Below are 23,039 nucleotides of genomic sequence, written 5' to 3'. Positions count from 1 at the left end.
AGGCCCGCGCCATCCTCATTCGTCGCTTCGGACGATGCGTCGCAACGGCCGATCCACGAATCTTGACCCCACTCCGGTACAGGCGATTCTTGCGCCTGCCGGCTTCATCAAACCGCGGGGCCGCGCTGGATCCGGCCAGGCCAGGAACAAGAGACAAGGGAAGACGAGATGGAACTCAATGCATCGGTATCGGCAGTGGTGACGGGTGGCGCTTCGGGCCTGGGCGCGGCGACGGCACGTGCGCTGGCAGCGCAGGGCGTGCGCGTGGCGCTGTTCGACCTCAACGTGGAGAAGGGCGAAGCGCTGGCGCGTGAACTGGGCGGCGTGTTCTGCCAGGTCAACGTCACCTCGGAGGCCGAGGTCGAGGCCGGCTTTGCCAAGGCGCGCGCCGCCATCGGCCAGGAACGCATCCTGGTCAACTGCGCCGGCACCGGCAACGCCATCAAGACCGCCTCGCGTTCCAAGGAAGCGCCGGACCAGATCAAGCATTTCCCGACCGATGCCTTCGAGCGCATCATCCAGATCAACCTGATCGGCACCTTCCGCTGCATCGCGCGCTCGGCCGCGGGCATGCTGACGCTGGACAGCGCCGGCGGCGAGCGTGGCGTGATCATCAATACCGCGTCGGTGGCGGCGCAGGACGGCCAGATGGGCCAGGCCGCGTACTCGGCATCGAAGGCGGGCGTGGTCGGCATGACGCTGCCGATTGCGCGCGACCTGGCGGGCGAAGGCATCCGCGTCAACACCATCCTGCCAGGCATCTTCAATACCCCGCTGCTGCAGGGCGCGGCAGAGAACGTCAAGGCCGCGCTGGCCGCTTCGGTGCCGTTCCCCAAGCGCCTGGGGCAGCCGGAAGAGTTTGCCTCGCTGGCCGTCGAGATGTGCCGCAACGGCTATTTCAACGGCGAGTCGGTGCGCCTGGACGGCGCCATCCGCATGGCGCCGCGCTGAGCGTAGCGCCGGCACATCGTCATGGCCGGGCCCGCGCACCGCTGGTCCGGCCACTATCAGAATCAGGAGACGCGGATGGACTTCAGCTATCTGACGACACTGCCCCACGCGGTACGCCACTTCGCGCGCCTGCGGCCCGAGGCGGTGGCGTATGCGTTCGAAGGCCGGCAGACCACCTATGCCGGGTTCGAGCGGAACACCAATCGCGTGGCACAGGCCTTGCTGGCTGAAGGCGCCGGGGTCGGCGAGCGCATCGGCTATATCGGCAAGAACAGCGACCACTATTTCGAACTGCTGCTTGGCGCGTCCAAGATCGGCGCGGTGATGACGCCGGCCAGCTGGCGCCTGGCGCCGCCCGAGGTGGAATTCATCCTCGGCCATTGCGATGCCGTGGTCCTCTTCGTCGGGGCGGAATCGGCGGCAATGGTCCGGAACCTGCTGCCCGCGCTGCCGATGGTGCGCAAAGTGGTGGTGATGGAGCCGTGCGCCGGGCAAGACGACTGGCAGTGCTACACCGACTGGCGCGATGCGCAGCCGGACACGCCGCCCGCGCACCAGCCCGCCGCGCATGACGTGCTGCTGCAGCTATACACGTCCGGCACAACGGGCCGGCCCAAGGGCGCGATGCTGACGCACCGCAACCTGACCATCGGCACCGAAGTCAGCGAGCGCGAGAACGTGCTCTGGTCGCACTGGGTCGCCGACGATGTTTCGCTGGTGGCGATGCCGGTGGCGCATATCGGCGGCTCCGGCTGGGGCCTGCGCAACCTGCTGTCCGGTGCCAAGGGCGTGGTCGCGCGCGAGTTCGATCCGCGCGCGGTGCTCGACTTTATCGAGCGCGAACGCATCAGCAAGCTGTTCCTGGTGCCGGCCGCGATGCAGATCGTGCTGCGCGACCCGCGCGCGCGCCAGGTGGACTACTCGCGCCTGAAGTACCTGCTGTACGGCGCCGCGCCGATTCCCGCGGCGCTGCTGCGCGAGGGCATCGAGGTGTTCGGCTGCGGCTTCGTGCAGCAGTACGGCATGACCGAGACCACCGGCACCATCGTGGCGCTGCCGCCCGAGGACCACACCACCGAGGAAGTGCCGCGCATGCGTGCCGCGGGCAAGCCGCTGCCTGGCGTGGAGATCAAGGTGGTCGACTATGAAGGCCGCCAGCTCGCGCCCGGCGAGGTCGGCGAGCTCGTGGTGCGCTCGCAGCACAACATGGCCGGCTACTGGAAACAGCCCGAAGAGACCGCGCGCACCATCGACGCCGAAGGCTGGCTGCACACCGGCGATGCGGGCTACATGGATGCCGAGGGCTACCTGTACATCCATGACCGCGTCAAGGACATGATCATCAGCGGCGGCGAGAATGTCTATCCGGCCGAGGTCGAAAGCGCGATCTACGGCCACCCGCAGGTGGCCGACGTGGCGGTGATCGGGGTGCCGGACGAGAAGTGGGGCGAGGCGGTCAAGGCCATCGTCGTGCTCAAGCCGGGGCAGGCCCCGGACCAGGCCGGCATCATCGCGTGGACGCGCCAGCGGCTGGCGGGATTCAAGGTGCCCAAGAGCATCGAGTTCGTCGAGGCGCTGCCGCGCAACCCGTCGGGCAAGCTGTTGCGGCGCAAGCTGCGCGAGCCGTTCTGGGAAGGGATGAACCGGCGCGTGAACTGACGCCGGCATGCAGCAAGCAAAAGCCCGCCGTCACTGGCGGGCTTTTGCTTTGGCGGGCGGGGAACGGGGCGCCCGCTATAATCCGCGCAGGCACTGTGCCGCCTTACCACGTCCACCCGCAATATTGCGCGACCATACCTTTCAGCCATGTCCAAGGACCCCGCGCAAGCCCGCCTGACCCGCCGCTATGTCGAAAAGCGCGAGGCCATCCTGGACGCCGCCGCGCGGCGCTTCAACCACCAGGGCGTACGGGGCACCACCTTGTCGGATGTCGCCGAGGACGTGGGCCTGAGCACCAACAGCATCACCTACTACTACCGCAAGAAGGAAGACCTGGTGGTGGCGTGCCTGCTGCGCACCATCGGCGAGATGGTGGACATTGCCAGCGCGGCCCAGCAGCAGCCGGCGCCGCGCGACCGGGTGGAGGCCTTCATCGCGCTGTTCTTCGAGCGCCTGGCGCGTACCGCCACCGGCGAGCGGCCTGAGCTGATGAGTTTCCGCGAGATCCGGGCGCTGCCGGACAGCCATGCCGATATCGCATTCGACGCCTATACCGACATGTTCCGCCGCATCCGCCAGCTGCTGCGCGAACGCCCGCCGGCCGATCCGGCGCAGCGCAGTGCGCTGAGCGCGCGCGCCCACCTGCTGCTGTCGCTGGCGACCGGCGCGATGTCGTGGGTGGAGCGCTATGAGCCCGAGGACTATCCGAAGGTGGCGCAGACCGTGGTCGACACGCTGCTGCACGGCATTGCCGCGCCGTCGGCCCGCTGGCATGCGCAGATGGACGTATCCGCGCTGCTGCCGGCGCCGGACAGGCCCGAGACCACGCAGGAGGCCTTCCTGCGCGCGGCGACCGAGCTGCTCAACGAGCAGGGCTATCGCGGCGCATCGGCCGATCGCATCTCGGCGCGGCTGAACCTGACCAAGGGCGCGTTCTATCACCACAACGAGAACAAGGACGACCTGATCTCGGCCTGCGTCGACCGCATGTTCGCAGTGATCCGCAATACCCAGACGCTGGTGGAAAACGGCCCCGGCACCGGCTGGGACAAGCTGTGCGCGGTGTCGCGGGCGCTGGTGCAATACCAGTTCTCCAGCCAGGGACCGCTGCTGCGCCTGACCATCTATGGCGCGCTGCCCGAGGACATGCGCAAGGAGAAGATGCTGACCATGAGCCGGCTGTCGGCGCGGATCGTGCGCTTCCTGGTGCTGGGCATGCAGGATGGCTCGATCCGGGCACTTGACCAGTCCATTGCCGCGCTGCAGGTCAACGGCATGATCAATGCCGCGGTGGAGTTGTCCCGCTGGGTGCGCGACGCCCACGCGGACAACGCCGCTGACCTGTTCGTGCGGCCGTTGCTGATGGGCATCCTGTCGGAGCCCTGAGCGCTAGCGCACGCTCAAGTGTAGAGGTGGCAGGCCACCATCTGGCCATCCGGCTGTGCCTGCAGCGCCGGGTCTTCGCTGCGGCAACGCGCCATCGCCACCGGGCAGCGGGTATGGAAGCGGCATCCCGACGGCGGATTCATCGGGCTCGGCACCTCGCCCTGCAGCACGATGCGCTTGCGGCTGCGCTCGCCTTCCACGCTGGCCACCGGCACCGCGGACAGCAGCGCCTGGGTGTAGGGATGGCGGGGGCGGGCGTAGAGCGCCTCGCGGCTTGCGATCTCGACGATGCGGCCCAGGTACATCACCGCGATGCGGTCGCTGATATGCCGCACCACGGCCAGGTCGTGCGCGATGAACAGGTAGGACAGGCCAAGCCGCCGCTGCAGCGACATCAGCACGTTGACCACCTGCGCCTGGATCGACACGTCGAGCGCCGACACCGGCTCATCGCAGACGATGACGCTGGGCCCGAGCGCCAGCGCGCGGGCGATGCCGATGCGCTGGCGCTGCCCGCCGGAGAATTCGTGCGGGTAGCGGTCCGCCATATAGGGCAGCAGCCCGACCATGTCCAGCAACTCCGCCACGCGCGCGCGACGGGCGCTGCGCCCGCCAGGGAAATCATGCACCTCCAGCGGTTCGCTGATGATGTCGCTGACCTTCATGCGCGGGTTCAGCGAGCCGAAGGGATCCTGGTAGACCATCTGCACGCTGCGGCGGAATTGCTGCTCCTGCGCCCGCGTGAAGCTGGCCAGGTCGTCGCCGCGGAAGGCGATGCGTCCGGCGCTGGCGGCCAGCATCTTGAGGATGGCAAGCCCGGTGGTGGACTTGCCGCAGCCGCTTTCGCCGACCAGGCCCAGGGTCTCGCCACGGCGCAGAGTGAATGACACGCCGTCGACCGCCCTGACCGAGCCCACCTGGCGCTTGAGCAGCACGCCGCGCGTGACCGGGAAATGCACCTTGAGGTCGTCGACGCGCAGGATCTCATCGCCACTCTGCACGTCGGCCCGCACGTGAAGCTGCACACCCGCCTGCACACCGCCGTTTCCCGTTGCCGGCTCCGCTATCGCTTCAATGGAGTTCATGGAGGAAGCACGCCTTGAAATGTTGGTCGGAAAGCTGCCGCGTGGCCGCGTCCGGCACGCCGAGCAACGGCGGCCGGGCGCTGCGGCACTGGTCGATCGCCTGCTTGCAGCGCGGCAGGAAGGCGCAGCCCGGGCCCAGCGCAGTCAGGTCGGGCGGCTGGCCTTCGATGGGAACCAGCGGCTCCCGGGTGTCGCCGTCAATGCGCGGCACGGAGGCCATCAGCCCGCGCGTGTAGGGGTGGGCGGGCTGCCGGTACAGGGCCTCGGCGGAAGCGGTCTCCACCAGCCTGCCGCCGTACATCACGGCAACCCGGTCGGCATAGCGCGCCACCACGCCCAGGTCATGCGTGATCAGGATCAGCGCCGTGCCCATGCGCTCGGCCAGGTCCTTCAGCAGGTCCAGGATCTGGGCCTGCACGGTGACGTCGAGCGCGGTGGTGGGCTCGTCGGCGATGATCAGGCGCGGCTCGCAGGCCAGCGCCATGGCAATCATCGCGCGCTGGCGCATGCCGCCCGAGAACTGGTGCGGATAGGCTGAAAGCCGGCTCTGGGGCTCGGGGATCTGGACCTTGCCGAGCAGCTCGCCGGCCATCCCCAGCGCGGTCTTCCAGGGCAGGCCGCGATGCAGGTGGATGGGCTCGGCAATCTGCTTGCCGATGGTGAGCGCCGGGTTCATCGACGACATCGGCTCCTGGAAGATCATCGCGATGCGGTTGCCGCGGATGGCACGCATGCCGCGGGGGCCGAGCCTGAGCAAGTCCTGGCCCTCGAACACGATCTCGCCGGCGTCGATCGAGCCGCCCGGGGCGGGGATCAGGCCCAGTATCGACAGGGCAGTCACGCTCTTGCCCGAGCCGGATTCACCGACGATGGCCAGGGTCTCGCCCGGGGCCACGTCGAACGAGACCTGGTCGACGGCGGTCACCACGCCGCGATCGGTGCGAAAGCGCGTGGTGAGGTCCCTGACCTGCAGGATGGGCTGCGTCATGCGTGTCTCCTCGGGCGGCTCAGAAGCCAAGCTTCTTCTTCATGTCCTGGTCGATCCACATGCGTGCATAGATCGGCCCGGGCCGCACCGCGCCCGCGCGCAGCTCGCCGCCGTAGTTGCGCACCCACGGCCACCAGGCGGTGTACATGTAGGGCGTGGGCAGCCAGATATAGGGCGCTTCGACCAGGATATCGCGCGTGAGCCCGCGCAGCGCTTCCTGCCGCTTGCCGAGGTCGCGCAGCTCGAAGGCGGCTTCCACCCGCTTCGTGTACGCGTCGTTGCCCCACTGCGCGGCGTTCCATACCTGTCCCGGCACGAAGCTCTTGCGGATCGTGGTGGTGGGATTGGTATGGCCGTTGGCCATCATGTAGCCGGGCGCATTGGTCCGGGTCGTCATCGCGGACAGGAACGCGCCGTACTCCATCGGCTGGATTTCGATGCGCACATTGACCTGTTCCAGGTACGCGGCGATCAGCGGCAGCAGCTCCATATGGTCCGGGGCGCATGCGCACACCTGCACCTTGAACTTGAAGCCCTTGGGGTAGCCGGCCTCGGCCAGCAGCTTGCGGGCCTTGTCGGGGTTGTAGGTGAAGAGCTCCTTCACGTTCTCCGGCATGGCGCTGAGCGGCTCGAAGTAGCCCACATAGTCCGGGTGCTGCGGATAGGCGAACAGTTCCGCGTTGCCGCCGTAGTACTGCTTGACGATCTCCTGCTTGTTGACCGCCATGTTGAGCGCGCGGCGCACGCGGATATCGTTGAAAGGCTTGGTGTCAACGCGCATGGCCAGGTACTGCCCGGTGAAGGACAGCCAGCGCGACCATTGCAGCTGCGGCGCGCTCTTCTTCAGCTCCTCCACCGAGGTCCAGCGTATGCCTTCCATGACGTCGAGCTTGCCCGTGCGCAGCATGGTGTTGCGCGTGGCTTCGTCCTTGATGGTGCGCAGCACCATCTTGTCGACGAAAGGCAGCTTGAAATCCTTGCCGCCCACCTTCTCGGTATCCCAGTACAAGGCGTTGCGCGTATAGGTGCTGGCGTTGCCCTGTACGAACTGGGTCAGCTGGAACGGGCCGCTGCCATTGACGTGCTTCCAGTTGCCGGCACCGGCGTTGGCCACCTCCTTCGGCATGATGCCGGAGTAGTAGCCCCAGCCGAAGCGGTAGTCCCACTCGGCGTTGTACTTGCTGAAGCGGAACAGCACCGTATGCTTGTCCTTCGCTTCCACCTTGGCCAGGTGGTCGAAATAGGTGGGGATCTTCTTCGCGCTTTCGGCCTGGCGCGTGTAGCTGAAGACCACGTCGTCCGCCACCAGTTCGCGCTCTTCCATCACGCCGGGCTTGGCCGGGAACCTGACGCCCTTGCGCAGCCTGACTTCCAGCGTCTGCGGATCGAGCCATTTCCAGCTTTCGGCCAGTTCGCCGCGGATGGCGTCCTCGGGCAGCCACGCGTCGGCCTGGAAACTGTACTTGCCGCCGAGGCGCCTGGACTTGGACAGGTCGGCCACGAACAGCTGCTCGTAGACCTGGCCGGTGTCGTAGTTCTGCTTCCAGTTCCAGTCGGCGAGGTCCCATGACAGGGCCGAGATGGTCGGGTAGACCGAGCCGATCTCCAGCGTGCCGCCGTACTTGGGCGCGTCGCTCTGCGCGCCCGCCGTGGCTGCGCACAAGGCGAGCACCACGCCCGCCAACATCGAGGATGCCTGTGTGTTCAAACCGAAGCCCTCCGTGGTCGACTGCCGTTGGCCCGGCGGCATGGCCGCGCGGGAAATCCGTGCCCCGCGCGCCAGCGCGGCGGGGATTGCTATTCGGGCGGGCGCTAGCGCGTGCCGCGCATGCGTGGGTCCAGCAGGTCGCGCAGGGCGTCGCCGTAGATATTGATCGCGTAGACCACGATGGTGAGGCAGATGCCCGGCGCCAGCGCCAGCCAGGGGCCCTGGAACATGAAGGTGCGGCCGTCGCCTGACAGCATGCCGCCCCACGTGGGCGCGGGCGGCGGCACGCCCAGGCCCAGGAAGGACAGGCCGGATTCCGCGAGGATTGCCGTGCCGACCCGGGTGGTGAACAGCACGATCACCGGGGGCAGGACATTGGGCAGGATATGGCGCCACAGGATGCGCGTGGTTGACGCGCCCATCGATTGCGCGGCGTGGACATACATGTTCTCGCGCACCGAGACCACCGCGCTGCGCACGATGCGCGAGCCGCCGATGCCAAGCAGCAGCCCCAGCGTGCAGACGATCTGCCAGCTGCCCGGGCCCAGCACCGAGACCACCACGATCAGGATCACCAGGTCCGGGAAGCTCATCCAGGCATCGACCATGCGCTGAACGATCAGGTCCAGCTTGCCGCCGAGGTAGCCGGTCAGGATGCCGAGCAGCACCGAGATCGCCGTGGCGAGCGTGGCCGCGCTCAGGCCGATCACCACCGACAGCTGCGCGCCGTACAGGCAGCGCGACAGCATGTCGCGGCCAAGGTTGTCGGTGCCGAACGGATGCGCCCAGGAGGGCGCCTGCAGCCGTTGCAGCATGTTGATCTCGTTCATGCCGTACGGCGCCAGCAGCTCGGCAAACACGCCGCAGAACAGGAAGATGGCGCAGATGACGGCGCCGGCGGCGCCCAGCGGCTTGTCGCGGAACAGCCGGCCGAGCAGCCCGCGGCCGGGCACGGCGCGCCGGGCCGGCGCGGCAACAGCAGCGGGGGCGGCGGGATTGGGGTGCAGGGCGGGTTTGGCCATCAGCGGTGCCTCACTTTGGGATCGAACAGCCCGTAGCTCAGGTCGACGAGCAGGTTGATCAGCATCACCGCGACGCCCACCACCAGGAACACGCCGGTGATGACCGGATAGTCGCGCTGGTGCACGGCGTCGAGCAGCAGCAGGCCCATGCCGGGCAGCGCGAAGATCTGCTCGATGATGACCGCGCCGCCGATCAGCAGCGGCGCCTGCAGTCCGATCAGCGTCACCACCGGGATCAGCGCGTTGCGCAGGGCGTGGCGCAGCACCACCAGGCGCTCGCTCAGGCCCTTGGCCCAGGCGGTGCGGATATAGTCCTGGCGCAGCACCTCGAGCATCATGGTGCGGGTCATGCGCATGGTGATGGCGGACAGCGCCATGCCCAGCACGATGGCGGGGATCAGCATGTTGCGCACATGCTGCACCGGGTCTTCATGGAAGGGCACGTAGCGGGCCTCGGGCGACCAGCCCCACCAGACCGAGGGGAACACCATCACCATGGTGCCGAGCCAGAAGCTGGGGATGGCCAGCATCAGGATGGAGAACGAGCGCGCGATGTAGTCGGCGGCGCTGTCCTGGCGGATGGCAGACAGCACGCCGATCGGCAGCGCCACCGACAGCGCCACCACCAGCGCGATCACGCCCAGCGAGAAGGTGGCGGGAATGCGCGCGGTCACCATCGACAGCACCGGCTCGCCCTGCCACAGGGACTGGCCCAGGTCGCCGCGCAGCACGATGCCGCCGACCCAGTGCACATACTGCTGCCACATCGGGCGGTCCATGCCGAGGGCGCGGACCAGGTCTTCGCGGGTACGGGTATCGGCGCTGATGTCGTTCTGGCTCAGCATCAGGTCGACCACATCGCCGGGCACCATGCGCACGATGGTGAAGACGATCAGGCTGGCGAACAAGAGCGTGGGGACCAGCGCCAGCAGCCGGCGCAGCACGTAGGCGCTCATCGCAGCCCTCGCAGCGCCGCGTTGGCGCGGCTGGCCGAAACGGAGGATACCGGCAACACGAATCTGCATGATGCTTGGTGCATGTCGTCTCCTGTCTCCCGATCCCTTTGCATCCGCCAGCACAGGATTCTGCTGCTGGGTGGGAGTGGTTTTTGCTATTTCACCGGTGGTGAAACACCGTTGCGGGTGGTCTTGCGAGGCCGTGATCCCAGCATACTGATCGTTCGAAACGAAAACAACCCGATTGCCGCGCGGAAAGGCTAGTGGTTTTCCATGGCCCCGCGGCGGTGTGCGGGACGCGCGCCGGCACGCGCACGCCGGGCCCGGCTGCACGTTGCCTGCGCCAGCGCGCGCGCTGGCTAGTAGCCGCGCAGCGTGGCCCAGCGCTGCAACTGGGCGTTGGCATCGCCAAGCAGTTCCTGGGCCGTGCGTGCCCGCTTCATGAAGAAGCCGATCTCCAGTGCGTCGGTCATGCCGATGCCGCCATGCATCTGCACGCCCTCCTGCACGGCCAGGGTCGCGCTGGTGCCAGCGCGCGCCTTGGCAACGCAGACCAGGCCGGCGGCGTCGTCCGTGCCGGCATCGAGCCGCTGCTGGCACTGCAGCACGGCGGCACGGGTGATCTCGATCTCGGTGAACAGGTGCGCGGCGCGGTGCTGCAGCGCCTGGTACTCGCCGATGATGCGGCCGAACTGGCGGCGCTCCTTCAGGTAGGCAAGTGTGCGCTCGAAGGTTTCGTCGGCGATGCCGAGCAGTTCGGACGCCAGCACGGCGCGGCCAACGTCGAGCACGCGCTCCAGCATGGCGGCGCCATTGCCGAGGGTGCCCAGCACAGCGGCGCCCGGCAGCCGCACCTCGCGCAGGGTCACGCGCGCCGCATTGGTGGCGTCGGCCATGACCGTACGCTCGATCGAGAGGCCGGCGCTGCCGGCAGGAACCAGGAAGAGCGTGATGCCGTCGCGGTCGTCGGGCGCGCCGGCGGTGCGCGCCGCCACGATCAGGGTGTCGGCGACGTGGCCATCGACGACAAAGACCTTGTCGCCGTCGAGGCGGAAGCCGTCGCCGTCGGCGCTTGCGCGCAGGGCATGGCGCATGGGCCGGTGCCTGGCGCTCTCTTCCAGTGCCAGCGCGGTCAGGTGCTGGCCGGCGGTTATGGCGGGCAGCATCGCCGTGCGCTGCGCATCGCTGCCGTAGTGGGTGAGCAGCGCCGCGCCCAGCACGGCGGTGGACAGGAACGGCGAGGGCGCCAGCGTGCGCCCGATCGCTTCCATGATGATGCCGGCCTCCACCACGCCCAGGCCGCTGCCGCCATATTGCTCGGGCACCAGCACGCCGGCGAAGCCGAGTTCGGCAAATTGCTGCCACAAGGAGCGGGAGAAGCCGGTCTCGTCGCGGGTATCGCGCAGCGTGCGCAGCGCGGAGATCGGGGCGGATTCGCGCAGGAAGGTCAGGGCGCTGTCGCGCAGCATTTCCTGCGTCTGGTTCAGTACGATGGGCATGGGCGGACTCGTGTCTGGGTACGTGGCAGCGGGGGAGAGCGCGCGGTGCCGGGCTCAGGCGCCCGGCAGGCCGAGCAGGCGCTTGGCGACGATATTGAGCTGGACCTCGCTGGTGCCGCCCTCGATCGAGTTCGCCTTGCTGCGCAGCCACGCGCGTGCCAGCGCGCCCTGCTGGCTGCGCTCGCTTTCCCACTCCAGCGCGTCGCTGCCGCCGATCGACATCAGCAGCTCGTGGCGGCGCTTGTTCAGTTCCGCACCGTAGTACTTGAGCACCGACGAGAACGCCGCGATGCCCTCGCCCTGGCGGGCCAGGTCGCGCACGCGCTCGCCGGCCGCGGCAAAGGCGGCCTCGTCGATCTCGAACTGCGCGATGTGCGCGCGCAGCATCGGCTCGTCAAGCCGGCCGGCGGCGTCCAGCCCGATGGCCTTGGCAGCGTGCGCGCCAAGCGGCTGCCGCATGCCGCGGCTGCCGATGGCGCTGATCATCTCGCGCTCATGGGTGAGCAGGTACTTGGCAATCTCCCAGCCGCGGTTGAGCTCGCCGACCAGTTGTGCGCGGGGCACCGCGACGTCGTCGAAGAAGGTCTCGCAGAATGGGGATTTGCCGGAGATCAGCGGGATGGGCCGGGTCGTCACGCCCGGCGTTTCCATGTCGAACAGCAGGAAGCTGATGCCGGTGTGCTTTTGCGCCGCGGCATCGGTGCGCACCAGGCAGAAGATCCAGTCGGCCTGGTCGGCATAGGACGTCCACACCTTCTGGCCGTTGACCAGGAAATGATCGCCGCGGTCCTCGGCGCGGGTCTGCAGCGCGGCCAGGTCGGAGCCGGCGTTGGGCTCGGAGTAGCCCTGGCACCAGCGGATCTCGCCGCGGGCGATGCGGGGCAGGTGCTCGCGCTTCTGGGCCTCGGTGCCGTACCTGAGCAGGGCGGGGCCAAGCATGGAGATGCCGAAGCTCTGCAGCGGCACGCGGCAGCCGAGCCGGGCCATTTCCTCGCGCAGCACCTTGGCCTGCTCGCGCGGCAGGCCGGCGCCGCCGTATTCCGTGGGCCATTCGGGCACGGTCCAGCCCTTGTCGGCCATGCGGCCAAGCCACTGGCGCTGGGCCTCGGACTGGAAGCGGAACCTGCGCCCGCCCCAGCAGATGTCGTCTTCGTTGCGCACCGGCTGCCGCATCTCGGCCGGACAGTTCTGCTCCAGCCAGGCGCGCGCCTGCTGCCGGAAGGTCTCCAACTCGTCCACGCGTGTCTCCTTGTTCTCGGGTGCCTGTCGCTGGACGCCTCTTTCTCTGGCGCGCTGCCGGTGAGGTCGCCCGCACCTGGCTGGTCGGCCAGGCGGCGTATCCCGTTATACAAGTCGCATCTGGTAGCGTCAATACTCAATTACCTAAAATGGATGTGGCGGGCGCTGCGGCCAGAGCTGCAAAGTGCACGCATCGCAGGCCATAGTTCATATCCGAGGTTGCGCTGCAGCACGAAATATCCCAGAAATGAAGGGGTAATTCGACGTAATCACCCGGTGAAAGGGAGGTCAGGCGTTGGGGGCGTTTCCTGTGGTAGCATCCGTTCAAAACATACCGCTATCACGAAAAAGCGGGGATGCACCGGTTGCGTGAGATGCCGGACAGGCAAGTTGCCAACGCAGACCGGTGCCATAGGGAGACCAAGCCGTGCCCGTCGTCATGCCTTCGCTCGACCAGCGAACCGTTTCGTATCCCGGTGCCGGTGCGCCGGACCGCGTGCGCCAGGGGGATTCAGGCGGCATAGGTCACGGCGCATGACATGCACGCGGACCCCCGAGCGGGTAGCCGGCCCCGATGAGGGACCTGACCTGAGCGCGCATGAACAGGCTGAGCGGTGCTATCTCAAGCATGTCGACCAGCACCTGCCGCGCAACGCCCGCGCGTACCTGGCGCACGGCATGCTGGGCATGACCGGGTTCAGGCTGGTGACCGCGCCCACCTTCGTGCCGGCCTACCTGTACCTGCTGTCCGGCTCCAAGCTGACCGTCGGCATCGTGCTGTCCGCGCAATATGCGGGCATGGCCGCGTCGTCGATCTGGGGCGCCACGCTGATCGAGCACCGCCCGCGCGTAATGCCGCTGATCTACCTGGTGGGCTGGCTGGTGCGTGCGCAGATCCTGGGGCTGGCGCTGTCGGCGCTGTGGCTGTCGGGCGAGGCGGCGCTGGTCGCGGCGGGCATCTTCCTGCTGCTGTTCGGGCTGCTCAACGGCGTGCAGAACGTCAGCTTCAACTACCTGACCTCCAAGATCATCCCGCTGGCGCGCCGCGGCCGGCTGACCGCGCTGCGCAATTTCTGCGGCGGGCTCACCGCGGCCGCGGTGGCGTGGCTGGGCGGGCGCTACCTGGTGGGCAACCAGGTGCTGGGCAACGGCTATGCCGCCACTTTCCTGGCGGCCTTCGTGCTGACCAGCATCGGCATTTCAGCGCTCACGCAGATGCGCGAGCCGACCCTGCACGACGTGCGCCTGCCGGCGGGCTTCCTGCGCCGCCTGGCCGAGGTGCCGGCGCTGCTGCGCGCGGACCGCGATTTCGTGCGTTTCTTCGTGGCGCGCGCGCTGGTGGCGTTCGGCATGATGGCGATGCCGTTCTATGCGATCTATGCCGGCACCCATATCGACCTGTCCGGCGCGGTGCTGGGCTACATGAGCCTGGCCTACCTGCTGGCGCAGACCACCAGCAGCCTGGCCTGGGGCCGCATCGCCGACCGCCACGGCTACCGGCTGGTGTTCCTGGCCAGCATCGCGCTGTGGGTGGCGGCAACGCTGCTGCTGCTGTGCGGCACCACGCTGCCCGGCTTCCTGCTTGCCTTCTGCGGGCTGGGCGCCGCCTTTGGCGGCTTCTTCATCTCCGCGGACAACCTGGTGATGGAGTTCGGCAGCCGCAAGGACCGGCCCATGCTGCTGGCGGTGTCCGATACCGCCACTTTCGCGATGATGGCCATCGGCCCGGTCTGCGGCGGCCTGCTGGCCCAGGGCGTGCGCTTCTGGGTGGTGTTCGCGCTCGCCATCCTGGTCAAGTGCGCCGCCTTCGTGCTGGCCCTGCGCATTGTCGACCCGCGCCGGCGCAGGGCGGCGCTTGAGCCTCCGCCGGGCCTGCACCGGCACCCCACACCGATTCAATCCAGGAGAACCGATCCATGACCGCCATCAACGCCGTGACCGACCTCGCGGTGGACGCCGACATCGCCGTCCTGACCCTCGACTCGCCCCCTGTCAATGCACTGTCCGCCGCCGTGCGCAGCGGCATCCGCGACGGCATGGCGCGCGCGCTCGCCGACGATGCCGTCAAGGCCGTGGTGCTGCTCTGCGCCGGCAAGACCTTTGTCGCGGGCGCGGACATCACCGAGTTTGGCAAGCCGCCGGCGGGCCCGTCGCTGGCGCAGGTGCAGGCCATGATCGAGGACGCACCCAAGCCGGTGGTGGCCGCCATCCACGGCACCGCGCTCGGCGGCGGGCTGGAGCTGGCGCTGGTGTGCCATTACCGCATTGCCACGCGCTCGGCAAAGTGCGGGCTGCCGGAAGTCAATCTTGGCCTGCTGCCGGGGGCGGGCGGCACCCAGCGGCTGCCGCGTATCGTGGGCCCGGAACAGGCGCTGGAGATGGTCACCTCGGGCACGCACGTGGCGGCCAGCGCCGCGGCGGAGATGGGCCTGGTCGACCTGCTGACCGACGACGCCTCGTTGCGTGCCGACGCGGTGGCGTTCGCGCGCAAGGTGGTGGCCGAGCAGCGGCCCCTGCGCAAGGTGCGCGAATCCGATGACAAGGTGGCGGCCGCGCGCGGCAAGCCGGAGCTGTTCGCTGCCTTCCGCAAGGCCAATGCGCGGCGCTTTCGCGGCTTCGATGCGCCCGAGTTCAATATCCGCTGCATCGAGGCGGCGGTGGAGCTGCCGTTCGAAGCCGGCCTGAAGCGCGAGCGCGAGCTGTTCACCGAACTGCTCAACGGCACGCAGTCGGCGGCACAGCGCTACTACTTCTTTGCCTCGCGCCAGGTATGGAACGTGCCCGATGTGGGAGCCGACACGCCCGCGCTTGCGGTCAGGCGCATCGGCATCGTCGGCGCGGGCACCATGGGCGGCGGCATCGCCATGAATTTCCTCAACGCCGGCTACCCGGTGACCATCGTCGAGACTTCGCAGCAGGCGCTCGACCGCGGCCTGAAGACGATCCGGGCCAACTACGACAACACCGCGCGCAAGGGCCGGCTCAGCGCGGCCGATGTCGAGGCGCGCATGGCGCTGCTGACTCCCACGCTGGACCTGCGGCAGCTGGCCGATGCCGACCTGATCATCGAAGCGGTGTTCGAGAACATGGAGGTCAAGCAGGACCTGTTCGGCAAGCTGGACCGGATCGCCAAACCGGGCGCCATCCTTGCCACCAATACGTCGGCGCTGGACGTGAACGTGATCGCGGCCGCGACCTCGCGCCCGGAGGCGGTCATCGGCCTGCATTTCTTCTCGCCCGCCAACGTGATGAAGCTGCTGGAAGTGGTGCGCGGCGACAAGACTGCAAAGCCGGTGATCCGCACCGCGATGGAACTCGCGCGCAAGATCGGCAAGGTCGCGGCGCTGGTCGGGGTGTGCCCGGGTTTTGTCGGCAACCGCATGCTGGCCCAGCGCCAGCGCGAGGCCCAGAAGCTGGTGCTGGACGGGGCGCTGCCGTGGGACGTGGACCGCGTGCTGTACGACTTCGGCTTTCCGATGGGGCCCTTCGCCATGAGCGATCTCGCCGGGCTTGACCTTGGCTGGGTGCGCGAGAAGTCCAGCGGCTCGACGCTGCGCGAGGTGCTGTGCGAGATGGACCGCCGCGGACAGAAGGCCGGCGCCGGCTACTACGACTACGACGAACAGCGCAACGCGAAGCCGTCGCCGGTGATCGAGCAGGTCATTCGCGACTTCGCCGCAAAACAGGGCAGGAACAGCCGCGTGGTGTCGGAACAGGAGATCCTGGAGCGCTGCATCTATCCGATGATCAACGAAGGCGCGAAGATCCTGCAGGAAGGCAAGGCGATCCGCGCCTCGGACATCGACGTGATCTGGGTGAACGGCTACGGCTGGCCGGTGTATCGCGGCGGCCCGATGTTCCATGCCGACACCATCGGGCTGGACAAGGTGCTGGCGGCGATGCGGCGCTATGAGGCGCTGTATGGCGCGGACTTCACGCCGGCGCCACTGCTGGAGGAACTGGCGGCGCAGGGGCGCAGGTTCGCCGACCTCAGGTAAGGCAGCAAGGGCTGCCTCGGCCGGCCGGTGCCATGCGCCGGCCAGGCGCCTACTTCTTCTTGACCACGCTGACCTTGCCGTCAGCCTCCAGGTACAGCGCCTTGACCTCGTCGATCGATTCCAGGCCCTCCTGCCGGTACTTGGCTTCGAGCTCTTCGTCGGTGATGGATTCGCGCCGCATGTTCTCGCGCAGCTTGGTGCCGTTGCGCACCAGCAGCACCTTCCTGGGTTCGGCAAAGCGCTGGAAAGCGGGGGAGTGGTAGGCCAGCAGGTCGATCAGCCGGTTCCAGGCGATCAGCGTGACCACCAGCAGCACGGCATCGGCGACGCTCTCGCCGTTGCCTGCCATGCCGTTCTGCGCGGCGTCGGCGACGATCACCACCAGCAGCAGGTCGGCGATGCCCAGCGAGCCGATGTCGCGCCGGACCACGAAGCGGAACAGCAGGAACAGCACCCAGTACATCAACGTGCCGCGCGCGACGATCTCGAGCGGGGACAGGGTCAGGAGGAGGGCTTCGCGCCAGTCGAATGACAGGTCCATGCGCGCTACCCAGCAACTTCCGGGCCACTTTGCAACGATGGCGGCGGTGGCACGGGCGTCGCCGCGCCGCGGGTAATTCTTACACCTGGCGCGTACGGTTTGCTGCGCTGAAAGCCAGGCGTCCCGCATGCGGCGGGGACGCCTGGCGGTCCGGTCTCAGGCTAGTCCGCCTGGATGCCGAACTCCTTGACCACCTTGGTGTAGCGGGCGGTGTCGGCGGCGATCAGCTTCGACAGCACCGCCGGCTCGCCGCCCGCCGGCGTGACCGCGATGGTGGCCATGCGCGCCACCACGTCGGGCATCTTCAGGATCTCGTTGACGTGCGTGTTGAGCGTGCGCACCAGGTCGGCCGGCATGCCCTTGGGCCCGAGCAGGGCCTGCCAGGCGCCGATCTCCACATCCTTGTAGCCCAGCTCGGCCAGCGTCGGCACGTTGGGCGCGAACGGCGAGCGCTTCTGGTCCGCAACCGCCAGCGGCACCAGGCTGCCGTTGCCGACGTACTGCGAGATCGCGCCGTAGGTGATGTAGGTCACCGGCACCTGCCCGCCGATCACGTCGACGATGGCGGGCGCCAGGCCGCGGTAGGGCACCTGGCTGATCTTGATGCCGGCGGACTTGTTGAACAGCTCACCCATGATGTGCATCGGCGAGCCATTGCCGGGCGTGGCATAGGTTTCCACCTTGCCGGCCTTGGCGCGCGCCACCAGCTCGCTGACCTTGGTGATGCCGCTGCCCTTGTTGACGACCACGAACAGCGACTGCGTGCCGATCTGGCTGATGGGAGTGAGGTCGTGCTGCACGTCATAGCTGGCGCCGGTGCCGGCCTTGAGCACCAGCGGCGCGAGGGCGACGGTGTTGGGGGCCAGCAGCAGGGTGTAGCCGTCCGGGTTGGCGCGCGCCACGTAGGCGCTGCCGATGGTGCCGGCGGCGCCGGTGCGGTTTTCCACCACCACCGACTGCTTCAGGCGCGGGGCGAGCTTTTCCGCGAACAGGCGCGCCAGCACGTCGACGTCGCCGCCGGCCGGGTAGGCGACAACGATGGTGATGGGCTTGTTCGGGTACGCACCCTGGGCCAGGGCGGTGCCGCCGGTGGCAGCGACCAGGGCGGTCGCGGCGGCCAGCGTGGCGAGTACTTTGCGGCGTACGGACTTCATGATGTTCAGACCTCTGTAAGACGTGGCGCCCGGACGGGCCGGGGCCAATGGCTGTGTTGGCGTCCGGCGCCTTGCCTGCGCCGGACGGTACCGCCGGGGGGCGCGGAGGAAATCAGAAAACGTGCTTGATGCCGATCATCGAGCCCCACTGGTTCTCGCCCGGGCGCGGGTTCGAGCCAGGCGAGCCGCCGCTGACCGACATGGCCAGCTGGCCGCCGTTGTTGATGAAGCCGGCGGTGGCGTACACCGAGGTGCGCTTGCTGAAGCTGTACATCGCGCGCAGCGTATACAGCATGGCCTGGTTGTCGCTGCCGTGGTAGTTCAGGAAGTAGACCTGGCCGGCCAGGTTGACCGCGGGGGTGATGTCGTAGGACGCGCCGGCGTAGTACAGGTCGCTGATCGGCGTGGGGCTGCCCTCGTTGTCGCGGCGGATCCAGCCGGCGCCGATCTTGGTGCGCTGGAACAGCATGTAGCCGCCCAGCGACAGGCGGTCGTCGGTCAGGTTGCTGTTGGTCAGGCCGCCGAAGGCGCCCGGGCCGCCGCGCTGCGAGTCATACGCGGCGGTGACGCCCCAGGTCTTGTTGTCGTAGCCGAGCATGGCCGACCACTGGCGGCACGCCTTCTTGTCGGTGGCGTTCTCGCCGGCGCAGTTGGTGCCCGAGGGGCTGGGGCCGGCGTTGACCGCATCACGCCCGAAGCTGTAGGTGGCGCCTACCACGAAACCGCTGAAGTTGGCCTTGTACGACACCGCGTTGTCGGCGCGCGTATTGGGCAGGTAGCTGTCGAGCGAGCCCGAGCCGTACACGTTGGGCCCCAGGACATCGCTGTCGAGCGTGGCCCAGAACAGCATGGTGTACTGGCGGCCGAACGACAGCTGCCCATACTGGTTGCTCAGCCCGACCAGCGCCTGGCGCCCGAACAGGCGGCCGCCCTGGTTGGAGGTGCCCGAATCCGGCGAGAAGCCCGACTCCAGCACGAAGATGCTCTTCAGGCCGCCGCCAAGGTCTTCGGTGCCGCGGATGCCCCAGCGCGAGGGCACGGTCGCGGTCAGGTTGGGCATGCGCACCAGGCCGTCGCCGTTGGCGCCGACATTGCTCACATATTCGACCCCCGTGTCGATGACCCCGTACAGGGTGACCGAGGATTGTGCCGAGGCCAGCAGGGGGAAAGCCGCGGCCAGGCCTGCGGCGATTCGTGCAAGTTTCATCTACCAGTTTCCTTCCGTTTTCCGTTTTGTCGTCTTGTAGTCCGCTGCCACTGCGGATGGCGGCTGCGGATGCTGTTTCGGTCTCTTTTGTGTTTTATATATGAAACATCAAACAACATAAGAAACGTCAAGCAAAATATAGCTGTGAGTTTCCACAAGATGTGAGGAGGGTTATCCCTAGTGAGGCGACGCCGCGACGGCTAACGTCGGCTCTGCGCGGAGGTTTCCGATCTTTCTATCGTTAACCCTCATCCCGGCTGGACCCCGACACGCCTATGCTTTAAAAGTTTTATTCTCAAACCTAAGTTTTATATATGGAACAAAATCAACCCCACATTCCAGCCGAGCCAGACCGGCAGTTGCTGGAAGCCCTCGACAGCGGGTTTGCCCAGCGCGTGGTGCAGGTGGGCGCGGACGGCGAGCGCGTGGCCTACCGCGGCGGCGGGAGCACGGGCCCGGCGGTCGTGCTGCTGCACGGCATCAGTTCCGGGGCGGCGTCGTGGCTGCCGTGCGCGAGCCTGCTGGCCGCGCACGCGCGGGTGATCGCCTGGGATGCGCCGGGCTATGGCGATTCGTCGCCGCTGCCGCAGGCGCGGCCATTGGCGTCTGACTACGCGCAGCGGCTGGACCGGCTGCTGCAGGCACTGGGCGCGCAGCCGGCGCTGATCGTCGGGCATTCGCTGGGCGCGCTGATGGCGGCAGCCTATGTCGCCAACGCGCGCCAGCTGCCCGCGCGCCTGCTGTTGCTCAGCGTGGCGCAAGGCTACGGCGGCGCGGGCAGGGAGGCGCAGGCAAGGGAAGTGGCGCGGCAGCGGCTGGAGGCGCTGGAATCCCTGGGCGTCGATGGCCTGGCGCAACGCGGCCCGGCCCGGCTGCTGAGCGAGGAAGCCGACCCCGGCGCCCAGGCATGGGTGCGCTGGAACATGCAGCGGCTCAACCCGGACGGCTACCGCCAGGCGGTGGCGATGCTGTGCGGCGACGACATCCACGCCTACCTGGCGCGGCGCCCCGCTGCCTTGCCCACGCGGATCGCCTGCGGCAGCCGCGATGTCGTCACCACGCCGCCAGCCTGCGGCACGCTGGCCGAACGCTTCGGCCTGCCGTTCTCGCTGATCCCCGATGCCGGCCACGCCTGCTATATCGACCAGGCCGCCGCCACCGCGCGGCTGATCCGCTCGGTGCTGGACGACGCCACCTGACGCCACTGCGGCGGCGACTGCCGCCGCATCCCGAGCGGTGGCGCGCAGATTGCGCCACCCCTTCCAGATTTCGTAGTGCCGATCGCGGGTTAACCCCAGTCAATTTTTGCGGCCGCGTTGTCTATAGTCGTACCTGTGTTCAATATCTAAACCAGTGTTTCATTAGTAAAACGTAGCCAGGCGATCGCAAGACCGGTCGACGCGGCACGCGGAACACGGTCCCCCCGCTGCAAGACATGGAGCAAAGCGCAATGGAAAGCCTCTCGTACAACCCGAACCTGGTGCCCTGGGAGCGTCCGGCGCCGAACAACGTGGCAGGCAAGGGCCATATCGAGCAACCCGGCAAGGTCGCCAACATCGTCTGGCAGACCCGCGCCGCCGCGCCGAGCGCCTATGAGAACGCGCTGGGCGATGCCCTCGAAGCCGCGTTCGAAGGCGGCGCGCAGAACCCGCAGGACATCGTGCGCGCCTTCAATGACGCCGGTTTCCTGGGCGTGGACGGCCAGCCCTGGACCGAAGAGCGCTTCCTGTCCGAAATGCGCCGGCTGGGCGCCTGAGCCCGCCCCAGTCCAAGTCCAGCCTCGAAGCGAGAAAACCATGGAATCGAACAAGCAAGCCCGCACCGAAGCCCGCCTGAACACCGGCCTGCGCAACTACTGGTACCCGGTCGCCGCCTCGTGGGCGGTGTCCCATGCCCCGATCGGCATCACCCGCCTGAGCCAGAACATCGTGCTGTGGCGCGATGGCGAAGGCCAGGTCCACGCCCTGGAAGACCGCTGCCCGCACCGCGGCGCGCGCCTGTCGATGGGCTGGAACCTGGGCGACCGCGTTGCCTGCTGGTACCACGGCGTCGAGGTCGGCGGCGACGGCCAGGTCAAGAGCGTGCCGGCGGTGGAAAGCTGCCCGCTGGAAGGCCGCACCTGCGTGCGCAGCTACCCGGTGCAGGAGAAGGCCGGCGCCATCTTCCTGTGGTTCGGCGACCAGGCCCCGCAAGGCGAGGGCAGCCCCGACGAACTGCGCCTGCCGGAAGAACTGGTCAGCGAAGAACACAGCAACTTCCTGTGCGTGGCGCACTGGGACTGCAACTACCGCTACGCCATCGACAACGTGATGGACCCGATGCACGGCGCCTACCTGCATGCGGTGTCGCACTCGATGGCCAGCGGCGAGAAGTCCGCCGTGATGCAGGTGCGCGAGACCGAGCACGGCCTGGTGTTCGAGAAGACCGGCCAGCGCGGCGTCAATTTCGACTGGGTCGAATTTGGCGAAACCGGCACGCTGTGGCTGCGCCTGGCGATCCCGTACCGCGCCAGTGTCGGCCCCGGCGGCCCGTTCGGCATCGTCGGCATGGCCACGCCGGTGGATGAAGACCACTGCATGGTGTTCTTCTGGCGTACCCGCCATGTGCAGGGCTGGGAGCGCGACGTGTGGCGCTTCCTGTACCGCAACCGCCTGGAGCAGCTGCACTGGGACGTGCTGGAGCAGGACCGCGTGGTGCTGGAAATGATGGCCCCGAACGCACGCGACCACGAGATGCTGTACCAGCACGACGCCGGCATTACCCGCGTGCGCCGCCTGCTCAAGCGCCGCGCCGAGCAGGAAGTGGCCGACGAGCCCGTCGCCATGCTGCAACCCGCCGGAGCCGCCAGCCATGCCTGAGGCAAACACCAACAACACGCTGCTGGCCGGGCGCAAGGTGCTGGTCACCGGCGCCGCGCGCGGACTGGGCCTGGCCTTCGTCAAGGCGCTGGCCGAAGCCGGCGCCACCGTGGCCATGGCCGACATCCTGGCCGAGCGCCTGCAGCAGGAAGCCGACGCCCTGCGCGCCCGCGGCCTGAGGGTGGTGCCGGTCACGCTGGACCTGTCCGATCCGGCCTCGGTGCAGGCTTGCGCCGAGGCCGCGGTCAAGGCGCTGGGCGGGCTCGACGGCCTGGTCAACAACGCCGCCGTGACGGATTCCGGCGGCCGTGACGCCGCCGCCATCGACATTGCCACCTGGGACCGCGTGATGAACGTCAACGTGCGCGGCACCTGGCTGATGACCACCGCCTGCCTGCCGGCGCTGCGCGCCAGCGGCCGCGGCGCCGTCGTCAACCTGGCGTCGGACACGCCGCTGTGGGGCGCGCCCAACCTGCTGGCCTATGTGGCGAGCAAGAGCGCCATCATCGGCATGACCCGGTCGCTGGCGCGTGAACTGGGCAAGGACCAGATCACGGTGAACGCCGTGGCCCCGGGCCTGACGCTGGTGGAAGCCACCGAATACGTGCCGCAGCACCGGCACGACCTGTACCGCGAGCAGCGCGCGATCACGCGCGAGCAGCTGCCCGACGATGTTTGCGGCGCGGTGCTGTTTGCACTGTCCGACCTCGCCCGTTTCGTGACCGGCCAGACGCTGGCGGTCAACGGCGGCTTTGTCATGCACTGAACCAACCGATCCACTGAAAACA

19 protein-coding genes are annotated in these 23,039 nt (G+C 68.1%); 9 read left to right on the top strand and 10 right to left on the bottom strand.

Annotated elements, in window-relative coordinates; all coding sequences use genetic code 11:
* Positions 1 to 168: 168 nt before the first annotated feature.
* The 3 genes from AC3WON_RS11385 to AC3WON_RS11375 all read left to right on the top strand — a co-directional run bounded on the left by AC3WON_RS11385 (position 169) and on the right by AC3WON_RS11375 (position 3,996).
* On the top strand, positions 169 to 951 hold the full coding sequence (locus tag AC3WON_RS11385; RefSeq protein ID WP_035825028.1) for an SDR family NAD(P)-dependent oxidoreductase: 783 nt from the start codon (positions 169 to 171) through the stop codon (positions 949 to 951).
* A 75-nt stretch (positions 952 to 1,026) separates the two neighbouring features.
* Positions 1,027 to 2,610 carry a fatty acid--CoA ligase gene (locus tag AC3WON_RS11380; RefSeq protein WP_492321269.1) on the top strand — a complete coding sequence of 528 codons (1,584 nt, stop codon included), beginning with the start codon at positions 1,027 to 1,029 and terminating at the stop codon, positions 2,608 to 2,610.
* Positions 2,611 to 2,757: 147 nt separating this feature from the next.
* Positions 2,758 to 3,996, top strand: coding sequence for a TetR/AcrR family transcriptional regulator (locus tag AC3WON_RS11375; RefSeq protein WP_492351856.1), 1,239 nt, complete (start codon positions 2,758 to 2,760; stop codon positions 3,994 to 3,996).
* Positions 3,997 to 4,010: 14 nt separating this feature from the next.
* Here the strand turns inward: AC3WON_RS11375 and AC3WON_RS11370 are convergent, their stop codons facing one another.
* From AC3WON_RS11370 to AC3WON_RS11340, 7 genes are all read right to left on the bottom strand, one after another.
* A complete protein-coding gene (locus AC3WON_RS11370; RefSeq protein WP_492351855.1) occupies positions 4,011 to 5,081 on the bottom strand; it encodes an ABC transporter ATP-binding protein in 1,071 nt (356 codons plus the stop codon).
* Positions 5,068 to 6,069 (bottom strand): ABC transporter ATP-binding protein, encoded by a 1,002-nt coding sequence (locus AC3WON_RS11365; protein WP_492321266.1) that lies wholly within the window; start codon positions 6,067 to 6,069, stop codon positions 5,068 to 5,070. The genes AC3WON_RS11370 and AC3WON_RS11365 overlap by 14 nt, the downstream gene beginning before the upstream one ends.
* Before the next feature lie 19 nt (positions 6,070 to 6,088).
* The gene (locus AC3WON_RS11360; protein WP_492351869.1) at positions 6,089 to 7,756 is read right to left on the bottom strand and encodes an ABC transporter substrate-binding protein; all 1,668 of its coding nucleotides are present in this window, start codon (positions 7,754 to 7,756) and stop codon (positions 6,089 to 6,091) included.
* A 125-nt stretch (positions 7,757 to 7,881) separates the two neighbouring features.
* Complete coding sequence (locus AC3WON_RS11355; protein WP_492321265.1) at positions 7,882 to 8,799, bottom strand: ABC transporter permease; 918 nt, start codon at positions 8,797 to 8,799, stop codon at positions 7,882 to 7,884.
* Positions 8,799 to 9,755 (bottom strand): ABC transporter permease, encoded by a 957-nt coding sequence (locus tag AC3WON_RS11350; RefSeq protein ID WP_035825039.1) that lies wholly within the window; start codon positions 9,753 to 9,755, stop codon positions 8,799 to 8,801. Before AC3WON_RS11350 ends, AC3WON_RS11355 begins: the two co-directional genes overlap by 1 nt.
* Before the next feature lie 359 nt (positions 9,756 to 10,114).
* Positions 10,115 to 11,254, bottom strand: coding sequence for an acyl-CoA dehydrogenase family protein (locus tag AC3WON_RS11345; protein WP_492351854.1), 1,140 nt, complete (start codon positions 11,252 to 11,254; stop codon positions 10,115 to 10,117).
* A 54-nt stretch (positions 11,255 to 11,308) separates the two neighbouring features.
* Positions 11,309 to 12,493, bottom strand: a complete 1,185-nt coding sequence (locus AC3WON_RS11340) for an acyl-CoA dehydrogenase family protein (RefSeq protein ID WP_492351853.1) — start codon at positions 12,491 to 12,493, stop codon at positions 11,309 to 11,311.
* 534 nt (positions 12,494 to 13,027) lie between these two features.
* Between AC3WON_RS11340 and AC3WON_RS11335 the strand changes: the two genes are divergently transcribed.
* Positions 13,028 to 14,413 carry an MFS transporter gene (locus AC3WON_RS11335; RefSeq protein WP_492351852.1) on the top strand — a complete coding sequence of 462 codons (1,386 nt, stop codon included), beginning with the start codon at positions 13,028 to 13,030 and terminating at the stop codon, positions 14,411 to 14,413.
* Positions 14,410 to 16,491, top strand: a complete 2,082-nt coding sequence (locus AC3WON_RS11330; protein WP_492351851.1) for a 3-hydroxyacyl-CoA dehydrogenase NAD-binding domain-containing protein — start codon at positions 14,410 to 14,412, stop codon at positions 16,489 to 16,491. Before AC3WON_RS11335 ends, AC3WON_RS11330 begins: the two co-directional genes overlap by 4 nt.
* 49 nt (positions 16,492 to 16,540) lie before the next feature.
* Here the strand turns inward: AC3WON_RS11330 and AC3WON_RS11325 are convergent, their stop codons facing one another.
* The 3 genes from AC3WON_RS11325 to AC3WON_RS11315 form a co-directional block, all read right to left on the bottom strand.
* Positions 16,541 to 17,032, bottom strand: coding sequence for a DUF421 domain-containing protein (locus tag AC3WON_RS11325; RefSeq protein ID WP_492351850.1), 492 nt, complete (start codon positions 17,030 to 17,032; stop codon positions 16,541 to 16,543).
* Between the two features lie 161 nt (positions 17,033 to 17,193).
* Positions 17,194 to 18,186, bottom strand: a complete 993-nt coding sequence (locus AC3WON_RS11320) for a Bug family tripartite tricarboxylate transporter substrate binding protein (protein ID WP_492321259.1) — start codon at positions 18,184 to 18,186, stop codon at positions 17,194 to 17,196.
* 112 nt (positions 18,187 to 18,298) lie between these two features.
* Entirely contained in the window at positions 18,299 to 19,393 is a 1,095-nt protein-coding gene (locus tag AC3WON_RS11315) for a porin (RefSeq protein ID WP_010811691.1), read from the bottom strand.
* Between the two features lie 314 nt (positions 19,394 to 19,707).
* On the opposite strand from AC3WON_RS11315, the gene AC3WON_RS11310 reads away from it, so the two are divergent.
* From AC3WON_RS11310 to AC3WON_RS11295, 4 genes are all read left to right on the top strand, one after another.
* Positions 19,708 to 20,592, top strand: a complete 885-nt coding sequence (locus tag AC3WON_RS11310; protein WP_492351849.1) for an alpha/beta fold hydrolase — start codon at positions 19,708 to 19,710, stop codon at positions 20,590 to 20,592.
* 251 nt (positions 20,593 to 20,843) lie between these two features.
* Positions 20,844 to 21,149: a recombinase-like helix-turn-helix domain-containing protein gene (locus AC3WON_RS11305; RefSeq protein ID WP_492321257.1), complete on the top strand. Its 306-nt coding sequence runs from the start codon at positions 20,844 to 20,846 to the stop codon at positions 21,147 to 21,149.
* Between the two features lie 40 nt (positions 21,150 to 21,189).
* Positions 21,190 to 22,251, top strand: coding sequence for an aromatic ring-hydroxylating dioxygenase subunit alpha (locus AC3WON_RS11300; RefSeq protein WP_011616776.1), 1,062 nt, complete (start codon positions 21,190 to 21,192; stop codon positions 22,249 to 22,251).
* Positions 22,244 to 23,017 (top strand): SDR family oxidoreductase, encoded by a 774-nt coding sequence (locus AC3WON_RS11295; protein ID WP_492351848.1) that lies wholly within the window; start codon positions 22,244 to 22,246, stop codon positions 23,015 to 23,017. Before AC3WON_RS11300 ends, AC3WON_RS11295 begins: the two co-directional genes overlap by 8 nt.
* The last annotated feature ends 22 nt before the right edge of the window (positions 23,018 to 23,039 follow it).

The organism is Cupriavidus sp. FW305-46 (genome assembly GCF_058787075.1).
Note: the sequence above shows the minus strand (reverse complement) of the source record. Positions and strands in the feature narration are given on the sequence as shown.